Origin of the sequence: Neoroseomonas lacus, assembly GCF_014644535.1 — a bacterium.
In the GTDB taxonomy this organism is placed as follows: domain Bacteria; phylum Pseudomonadota; class Alphaproteobacteria; order Acetobacterales; family Acetobacteraceae; genus Neoroseomonas; species Neoroseomonas lacus.
In genome coordinates this window covers 182,842-192,036 of sequence record NZ_BMKW01000005.1, presented here as the reverse complement: position 1 = coordinate 192,036, position 9,195 = coordinate 182,842, and the positions used below count along the sequence as shown (strand labels likewise).

Genomic DNA, 9,195 nt, shown 5'->3' with positions numbered 1-9,195 from the left:
GGTGCGTCCGCTGATCGCCCTCGCTGCGCTGCTCGGGCTGCTCGCCTGCACGGAGCCGCCGCCCGACGCCTATGTGACCACCTCAGCCACCGCCACCGCCGGAGAGCCGGCCGGCACGGATGCCCGCAACGAGGCCTGCCAAGCGCAGCCCGGCCGGGCCGCACCCGCCGACCGCCCGGTGCTGCGCGCGCGGGAGGTGTTCTGCGGCGGCTGGTCGCAGCCCGCCGCGCGGGTGATCGAGATGTCGGGCAGCACCACCGCTGCCGACCTCGATTCCATCGCGGCTTCAGGGCTGTGGCGGGCCTGGCTGGACCAGCGGGTGAATTGCGGCGCGCCGACGCGCACCACCATCGCGCAGGGGGTCGAGGCCCGGCTGCTCGCTTGCACACGGCGGGCCGGCGGCTGGCCGCATGTCGCACTGGTCGTCGCCGGCTCGTCCGGGCCGGTGGTCGCCGACGGGGTGGCGACGTCGCTGCCGGTGATCGAGCGCCTGGCGACCGGCCAGACGACGGCCACGGGCGGCGCGGGCGGCCGCTCGGCGGCGCTGGAGCTGGCGGTGGCGCGGCTGTCGGCAGGCGCCTTCGGTGCTTCGGATGTCGGTCGCTACGAACAGCTGATGGCGCTGGGGCGCGACCTGAACCAGACCGAGAATTTCGCCGCCGCCGAGGATGCTTATCGCGCCGCGCTGGCGGTGCAGGAACGCGTGCTCGGGCGTGACAACCCGAATACCGCGACGGCGATGCTGCTCCTCGCGGTCAATCTGTCGAACCAGAAGCGGCTGGCCGACGCCGGTGTGCTGCTCGACCGCGCCGCCGCGCTGGCCCCGGCCGCGGCGGACCCGGCGACGCCGGCCCGCCTGCTGCACTATCGAGGCCTGCATGCGCTGAACGCCGGCGACGCGGCCGCCGCGATCGGCCTGCTGCTGCAGGCCGAGACGGCCTATGGCGCGCTCATCCCGGCCTCGAGCGCGACGCGCGATGCCGAGGCGATCAGCCTGGTCTCCGACCCGGTGGTGCAGTCGGCAGTGCTCGGCCTGGCCGAGGCGAAGCGCAACCGGGCCGTCGCCCTGGTGCGCGCTGGCCGTGCGTCCGAAGCCCAGGCGGTGATCGACGAATCGCGCCAGGTGCTGCGTCGTGCCGGGCTGGAACCCGCCATGATGGTCGGCCGGGCGATGCGCAGCGAGGCCGGGGCCGATATCCGGCTGGGCCGCACCGAGGTCGCCGCGCAGATGCTCGAACGCGCCGCCGGGCGCTTCGGCGCCGCCGCCCCCGGCGAGCGGCCCGAGGCGGTGACGCTGTTCCTCGCCGGCCAGCAACGCATCCGCGCCGGCCGCCGGACCGAGGCGCTGGCCGCCTTCCGCGCCGGCGCGGCGATCCTGCGGGCGCGGCAGATCGGCCTCGCGGTGCCGCTGGTGGTGGCCTATCTCGACGCGCTGGACCAGGAGGCCAATGCCAGTCCGGGCTTCGCCCCGGCGCTGCGGGCGGAGATGTTCGGCGCCGCGCAGCTGGCGCAGCGCTCCTCCACGGCGCGCTATGTGCAGCAGGCCTCGGCCCGGCTGGGCGTGGCGGAGGGCAATCCGGCGGTGCAGGGCGCGGTGCGCGGGCTGCAGGATGCCGACCGCGAATTGCGCGAGCTGTTCGCCGAGCGCGATGCCAGCGGCGGGCAGAATACGGCGCTCGATGACCGCATCGCCGCCGCGCAGCAGCGCCGCGCCTCGGCCGAGAGCGAGGTTTCCGCCGCCGCGCCGGGCTATCGGCAGTTGCTGCTCGCCTCGGTCGATGCGGACAGCGTCGCCCGCGTACTCGGTCGCGGAGAAGCGCTGCTGACCATGCTGCTCGGGCCGCGCGAGGGATTTGTGATGGCGGTGCGCGACGGGCGTGTCGATGCCCGCCGCATCCCGCTGGGCGAGGAGGCGGTCGGCGCGCTGGTCACCCGCCTGCGCCAATCCTCCGAATTGGGTGCTGCCGGCCTGCCGCGTTTCGACACCGCGGCGGCGTATGAGTTGCACCAGCTCCTCGTGACACCGCTCGCCGGCATGATCGACGGCGCGGAGAACCTAGTGGTCGCGCCGGACGGGCCGCTACTGGCGGTGCCCTTCGGCATGCTGCTGGCACGCCCGGCCAACCCGGATGCGCTGGGCGGGGCGGATTGGCTGATCCGCCACCACGCCATCGTGCATGTGCCGAGCCCGCAGACGCTGGTGACGCTGCGCGCGGCCGGGACCGGCTCCACGGCGCCGATGCCATATATCGGCTTCGGGGATTTCGTGCCGCCCTCGGCGGCGCAGTTCGCGCGCGCCTTCCCGGCGGACCGATGCGGGCGGGACGCCAGGCTTGCCACCGGGCTGGGGCGACTGCCCGGGACGCGGGCGGAGGTGCTGACCTCGCAGCAGATGCTTGGCGCCACACCCGACCGGGCGATCCTGGGCACGGCCTTCACCTTTCCCTCCTTGCGGCACCAGCCGCTCAACCAGTTCCGCGTCGTGCACCTGGCAACCCATGCGCTGCTGCCGGGGGAATTGTCCTGCCTGACGGAGCCCTCGATCGTCGCCTCGCCGCCGGCCGGCGCGGCCTCAGCGGATACCGCTTTCCTCAAGGCGAGCGAGGTGCTCGACCTCAAGATGGATGCGGACCTCGTGATCCTGTCGGCCTGCAATACCGGCGGGGCGGGTGGCGAAGGCGGTGGCGAGGCGTTGTCGGGTCTCGCCCGCGCCTTTTTCTATGCCGGGGCGCGCGGGCTGATGGTGACGCATTGGGCGGTGGATGACGCCGCCGCGGCGCTGACCGTCGCCGACACGCTGCGGCGGCAGCAATCCGGCGCGACGTCTTCCGCCGCATTGCGCGGGGCGCAGATGCTGATCCTGGACGAGGCGGGGCGGAACCTGCCGGCCATCTTCGCCCACCCGTATTACTGGGCGCCCTTCGTGCTGATCGGCGACGGGCGGCGTGGCGGGCAGCCGGGGCCGCGCGCCGCCGCCGCCTCTCCGTCACGTCTGTGACGCACGACTGTCCCATCGCGGCTGTGCTGCGCCGCGGCACCAGGCGGGGCGGCTGTCAGCGACCAGGATCACGAGGCATTGGCCTCGGGAGCCGGGTGTTGACGACATCCCCGCCGAGAGGCTGTAGCATGCAGGGCGTACCGATGCCGGACGCCGGAGACCCCGTCAGCCCATGCTGCCAGCCGAGCTGAATCAGAAATACGAGGTGCGCGGCACGCTCGGCGCCGGCGCCATGGGCACGGTCTATGACGCCGTGGACCGCATCATCGAACGTCGCGTCGCCATCAAGGTGGTGAACCGGCCGAATGAGAGCGACCCCGAGGCGGTCGAGGCGCATGCCCGGTTCCGCCGCGAGGCGCAGGCGGCCGGCCGGCTGTCCCACCCCAACATCGTCGGCGTGTACGACTACGGGGAGAACGCGACCCAGGCCTGGATCGTGATGGAACTGGTCGAGGGCGGCAGTCTCAAGGGCCGCATCGACAAGCACGAGCGCTTCACCGTTCCCGACATCGTGCGGATCATGAGCGAGGTCTGCGCCGGGCTGCAGTATTCCCACCAGCGCGGCGTGGTGCATCGGGACATCAAGCCCGGCAACATCATGATGACCACCGACGGGCAGGTGAAGATCGCCGATTTCGGCATCGCCCGGCTCGAGAATTCCTCAATGACGCAGGTCGGCACGCTGATCGGCACGCCGTCCTACATGGCGCCGGAGCAGTTCCGCGGCGAGCCGGTGGACCTGCGCGCCGACATCTGGTCGGCCGGCGTCATGCTGTACCAGTTGCTGACCGGGGAGAAGCCGTTCGAGGGCGGCTTCTCGGCGGTGATGCACAAGGCGCTGCACACCGAGCCGCCACCGCCCTCGCAGCTTTCCGTCACCACGCCGCGTGGCTTCGACGCCGTGATCAACCGCGCGCTGGCGAAGCGGCCAGAGGACCGATACCGCTCGGCCGCCGAGTTCGGGGAGGCGATCCGCCAGGCGGTCAACGCCCCGGCGCCGGAGCCCGCCGCGCTGCCCGGCCTGCCCGGCTTGAACGAGGATGCGACGATGGTCTCGGCGCGGCCGGCGGCTGCCGCGCCTCGGCCGGCCGCAGCCGCGCCGCCAGCGGCCGAGCGCAAGGGCGCGCCGGTCGGGTTGATCGTCGGCGGTGCCGGAACGGCGGTGGTGGCTGCCGCGGCGGCCTGGTTCTTCCTGCTCGGCCCCGGGGCGGGGCCGGACCCCGCGGTGCTCGAACGCCAGCGACAGGAGCAGGTGGCGCGCGAGGCGGCCGACGCCGCGGCGCGCGAAGCGGCTGCCCGGCAGGCCGCGCAACGTGAAGCCGCAGCGCGCGAGGCGGCCTCCCGAGACGCTGCCGCGCGCGAGACGGCCGCCCGGGAAGCCGCCGCCCGCGAAGCCACGGCGCGGGAAGCCGCCCAACGCGAACAGGAAGCCGCCGCAGCCGCCGCGCAGCGCCAGGCCGCGGCGCAGGCTGCGCGCGAACAGGCCGAGGCCGCCGCGCGCGACGCCGCCGCCCGCGAAGCCGCCGCCCGCGACCAGGCGGCGCGCGAGCAGGCGCAGCGCGAACGCGTCGCCGCCGAGGCCGCGGCGCGTGAGGCGGCGGCACGCGAACAGGCGATGCGCGACCAGGCGGCCCGCGACCAGGCGGCACGCGCCCAGGCCGAACAGGACCGCCTGGCGCGCGAGCAGGCCGCCCAGCAGGCGGCGCGTGAACAGGCGGCACGCGAGCAGGCCGCGCGAGACCAGGCGGCGCGCGCGCAAGCGGCCCGCGACCAGGCCGCACGAGAACAGGCGGCGCGCGATCAGGCCGCCCGCGACCAGGCCGAACGCGACCAGGCCGAACGCGACCGCATCGCCCGCGAGCAGGCGCAGCGCCAGCAGACGCCGATCGCACGGCTCGATCTGCGCGCCGCGGCGCAGGCGATCGCCGTCTCCACCCCCTGTTCACTGATCGCCTGGTCGGTGACCGACCATGACCTCACCCTCGCCGGCGTGGTGCGCCGTGGCGACGATGCCTCGATCCGCCAGGCGCTGACCCAGCGTGGGGTGCCCGAGGACGCGGCGCGGCTCGAGCTGACGCCCTTCGACGGCAATTTCTGCGAGGCGCTCGACCTGCTGCGGCCGATGCTCAGCCCGGCCGGCGTCCCGCCGACGGTCTCCGTGATCGGCCGCCAGCCCCTCCAGAAGGAGGAGCTGATGCGCCTGGACGTGCTGATGCCGGATTGGCCCGCGCATCTGTACGTCGCCTATTTCATGCATTCGGGGGAAGTGGCGAACCTCGTCCCCTCCACGCTGCAGCAGGCGAGTGCGCAGATCCGCCTGGGCGAACCGCAAGGCAACTTCCCCGGCTGGACGGTGGACGAGCCATTTGGCACCGACCTTGCCGTCGTCATTGTCTCTGACCGGCCACTGTTCAGTACGCCGCGGCCGGTGGTGGAACCACAGGCGGCCTATGTGGCGGCGCTGGCGGCGGCGTTGCGCGCCGCGCGGGCCAATGGAACGCGCGTCGTGGTGCGGCCAGTGGTGGTCGAGACGGTGGAACGGCGCTGATCGCCGGTTTCGGAGATTCTTCGCGCATGGCCATCACCGCGACCGCCATCGAGATTCCGACACCCGACGGCGTGTTGAACGCGCATCTTTATGCGCCCGCCATCGCGCCGGAATCGGCACCGGCCGTGCTGGTGCTGATGGATGCCCCGGGGGTGCGCCCGGCGCTGCACGGCATGGCCGCCCGCCTTGCCGCCGCCGGGTATCGAGCCCTGCTGCCGAACCTGTATTGGCGCCAGCTGCGGGAGGTCGGCTTTGACCGCGCCGCCTTTAGCCAGGATGGCAATCCGGAGCGGGAGCGGATTTTCGCCCTCGCCCGTGGCTATGGGCATGACCAGTTCCGGGTGGACCTGCCGGCGATGCTTGATGCGCTGGGGGTCACCGCGGCGCGGCCGGGGGCGGCGGTCGGCTATTGCATGAGCGGGCGTTTCGCGTTGCAGGCTTTGGCCGAGGCGCCGGACCGCATCACCGCGGCGGTGTCCTTCTACGGCACCCGCATGGTGACCGAGGCGGCGGACAGCCCGCATCGATGGATACCCAGCCTCGCGCACGGGGAGACTTATCTCTGCTTCGCCGAGCACGACCCCTATATCCCCGCCGGCGTGCCGGAGACGGTGACGGCGGCGATGGGCGCGAGCGGCATTGCGCATCGCATCGAGCATTACGCCGGCACGCATCACGGCTTCGCCCAGCCCGATTCGGGCGGGTTCGACCCGGTGGCGGCGGAGCGGCATTGGGCGGCGATGTTGGATGTGCTCTCGCGGGTGCCGCGCGGGTAGCGGCACATGGCGCGAAGCATGGAGGGGCTTTGCCCCTCCAAAACCACCCCACCAAATGCAAATGACAGTGTCATTTGGAAAGCCGTCTTTTTGCGCTGGGCGGATCAGGCCTCCTGCATCGACGATGCGCGCCCGGCGCACATGGGCGGCCTTCGGCGCTGATCCCGCCCTGGGCGCCCGGCGCCAAATCGAGGTGTCCAGAGGCCCTTAGGCCTTTGGTGGGGAGGTCCGGAGGGGCAAAGCCCCTCTGGTTCCCCCTACCCCGCCGCCGACAGCCGCCGCCACCGCACCAGCATGAGCACCGCCACCACGGCGAGCCCGGTGGCAAGCCCCATCCAGATCCCGGCCGGCCCCAGCCCCGCCCAAAAGGCGAGCGCCAGCCCCGCCGGCAGCCCCAGCACCCAATACCCGATTGCGGCAAAGACCATCGGCACCCGCGTATCCGCCAGCCCGCGCAGGGCGCCTGCCGCGACCACCTGCACCCCGTCGGCGAGTTGGAACACGCCGGCCACCGCCAGCAGCGTCGCCCCGAGCGCCGCGACCTCCGCCGCGCGCGGGTCCATCGGGTCGAGGAAGCCGCGCGCGATGAAGCCCGCCGCGAGCAACAGCATCGCGGCCATCGCCGCCATGAAGCCGGCACCGAGGCCGATCGCCACCCAGCCCGCCCGCGCCGCATCGGCCATCCGGCCGGCGCCGACGGCCAGGCCGACGCGCGCCGTCGCCGCCTGGCCGATGCCCATGGGCACCATGAAGGTGGTCGAGGCGGTCTGGATCGCGATGGCATGGGCGGCGGCGGCCACCGCGCCGAACCAGCCCATCGCCAAGGCGGCGGCACTGAAAATGCCGATCTCGAGCAGCATGGACCCGGCGATCGGCAGCCCCACCGTCGCCACGCGCCCCAGCCAATCCAGGTTCAGCCGCCAGACGCGGCCGAGCAGCCGGAAGCGGCGGAACACCCGGTCGCGCCGGATCAGCACCAGCAGCGCCAACAGCATCGCGGTCTCGGCGATGGTGATGGACAGGCCGGCACCGAGCATGCCGAGCCCGGCCGGGAAGATCAGCAGCCAGGCGACCGGCAGGTTCAGCGCCACGGCGCCGATGGCGACCCACATCGCCGCCGCCGGGCGTTCCATGGCGGCGAGGAAGCCGCGCAACGCAATAAAGGCGCAGAAGCCGGGCATGCCGAACATCGCCGCGCGGGTGTAGTCCTGCGCCAGGGCGGCGAGCACGGGGTCCTGGCCGAGCGCGCGCAGCAGTGCCGCTGCGTTCCACAACAACACCCAGGCCGGCAGGATGGCGAGCCCGGCCGCCCATAGCGAGGCCCGCGTCGCCCGCCGCATGTTGTGCAGCCAGCCGCGGCCCGCACCGCCAGGCAGTCGCGCCGAACCGCGCGCCATGGCCTGCAGCGGCGCGGCGGCCAGCGCCAGGCCGAAGCCCGGCGCGATCAAAGCGAAGTGCAGGCTCGTCGCGAGCATCCCCGCCGCCAAGGCGTCGGTGCCGAGGCGGCCGAGCAGCAGCGCCTCGGTCAGTGCGAGGGCCATCTGTGACAGATTCGTGAGGACGATGGGGCCTGACAGGGAGAGCGTCGCCCGCGCTTCTGTGGCCCATCCGGGCCGTGGCGCATCATTCATCGTGGCTTGCATGCGGACCCTTTAGGTCGGCACGGTGCGCGCCGCCACCCGCCGCGCTATCCTATGCGGCACCTGCTCAATGAGGCCGCCATGAATCGACGTGCCATGATCGCCACACCCCTACTCGCGCCGCTCCTCGCCAGTGCCGCCGTCGCCCAAGCGCCGGCCATCGTCACCGAGGAATTCATGGTGCCGGCCGGGGATGTCGGGATCGATATTTTCCTGCGCAACAAGCGGCAGGAGACGATGACCAGCTTCGCACCGTCCCGCACGCTGCTGTTCGTGCATGGCGCGACCTATCCGGCAGATACGGCCTTCGACGTGCCGCTCGGCGGGCTGTCCTGGATGGACTACATGGCCGGGCGTGGCTTCGATGTGTGGTGCCTGGACATCCGCGGCTATGGCCGCAGCACGCGGCCGCCCGAGATGTCGCAGCCGCCGGAAGCCAATCCGCCGATCGTGCGGGGCGATGTCGCGATCGCCGATATCGGCACCGCCGCGGCCTTCATCCGCAGCCATCGCTCGCTGCCGCGCATCATGCATATGGGCTGGTCCTGGGGCAGCACGCTGATGGGCCGTTTCGCCGCCGACAACCCGACGCTGGTCGAGCGGCTGGTGCTCTTCGCCCCGCCCTGGCTGCGCGAGGGCGCGAGCCCGGCGACGGCCGGCGCCGGGGAGACGCTCGGCGCCTACCGGATGGTGACCCAGGCGCAGGCCCGGGCGCGCTGGATGAATGGCGTGCCGGAGGCCAAGCGCGCCGGGCTGATCCCGCCCGGCTGGTTCGAACATTGGGCCGGGGTGACCTGGGCGACCGACCCCGAGGGGCTGCGCCGCAACCCGCAGGTACTGCGGGCGCCGAATGGCGTGCTGCTCGACAGCCGCGAGTACAACCAGGCGGGGCGACCCTATTGGGACCCGGCCAAAGTCACCGCGCCGACCCTGCTGGTGGTGGCGGAATGGGACCAGGACACGCCGCCTTCCATGGCCGCGACGATCTTCCCGCTGCTGGTCAACAGCCCCGGCAAGCGGCTGGTGATGCTGGGCGAAGGCACCCACACGATGCTGATGGAACGCAATCGCGGCGTACTGTTCCAGACCGTGCAGGGCTTTCTCGAGGAAGCACCGGCAAGCTGAACCGCTTCATCGTCGGGCAATGGGTTCACCGGCATAACGCGGCAGTCGCCGGTCGGGCGGCCGCAACGGGGTGAACTGCCAATGGTTGTCCGTCGGGTGCTGTTCGGT

5 protein-coding genes are annotated in these 9,195 nt (G+C 72.7%); 4 read left to right on the top strand and 1 reads right to left on the bottom strand.

The window, feature by feature from the left end:
• Position 1: 1 nt before the first annotated feature.
• The 3 genes from IEY36_RS11570 to IEY36_RS11560 all read left to right on the top strand — a co-directional run bounded on the left by IEY36_RS11570 (position 2) and on the right by IEY36_RS11560 (position 6,322).
• Positions 2-2,998, top strand: a complete 2,997-nt coding sequence (locus IEY36_RS11570) for a CHAT domain-containing protein (RefSeq protein ID WP_188967221.1) — start codon at positions 2-4, stop codon at positions 2,996-2,998.
• A gap of 172 nt (positions 2,999-3,170) precedes the next feature.
• Positions 3,171-5,546 (top strand): serine/threonine-protein kinase, encoded by a 2,376-nt coding sequence (locus IEY36_RS11565; RefSeq protein WP_188967220.1) that lies wholly within the window; start codon positions 3,171-3,173, stop codon positions 5,544-5,546.
• A gap of 26 nt (positions 5,547-5,572) precedes the next feature.
• Positions 5,573-6,322: a dienelactone hydrolase family protein gene (locus IEY36_RS11560; protein ID WP_188967219.1), complete on the top strand. Its 750-nt coding sequence runs from the start codon at positions 5,573-5,575 to the stop codon at positions 6,320-6,322.
• A gap of 257 nt (positions 6,323-6,579) precedes the next feature.
• Here IEY36_RS11560 and IEY36_RS11555 read toward each other — a convergent pair whose 3' ends face one another.
• Complete coding sequence (locus IEY36_RS11555) at positions 6,580-7,953, bottom strand: MATE family efflux transporter (RefSeq protein WP_188967218.1); 1,374 nt, start codon at positions 7,951-7,953, stop codon at positions 6,580-6,582.
• A gap of 90 nt (positions 7,954-8,043) precedes the next feature.
• On the opposite strand from IEY36_RS11555, the gene IEY36_RS11550 reads away from it, so the two are divergent.
• Positions 8,044-9,087 (top strand): alpha/beta hydrolase, encoded by a 1,044-nt coding sequence (locus IEY36_RS11550; protein ID WP_188967217.1) that lies wholly within the window; start codon positions 8,044-8,046, stop codon positions 9,085-9,087.
• Positions 9,088-9,195: the final 108 nt, after the last annotated feature.

Excerpts from the sequence above, each read along its gene's own strand:
- IEY36_RS11565 (WP_188967220.1), top strand. The coding sequence starts at position 3,171 with ATGCTGCCAGCCGAGCTGAATCAGAAATACGAGGTGCGCGGCACGCTC.
- IEY36_RS11560 (WP_188967219.1), top strand. The coding sequence starts at position 5,573 with ATGGCCATCACCGCGACCGCCATCGAGATTCCGACACCCGACGGCGTG.
- IEY36_RS11555 (WP_188967218.1), bottom strand. The coding sequence starts at position 7,953 with ATGAATGATGCGCCACGGCCCGGATGGGCCACAGAAGCGCGGGCGACG.
- IEY36_RS11550 (WP_188967217.1), top strand. The coding sequence starts at position 8,044 with ATGAATCGACGTGCCATGATCGCCACACCCCTACTCGCGCCGCTCCTC.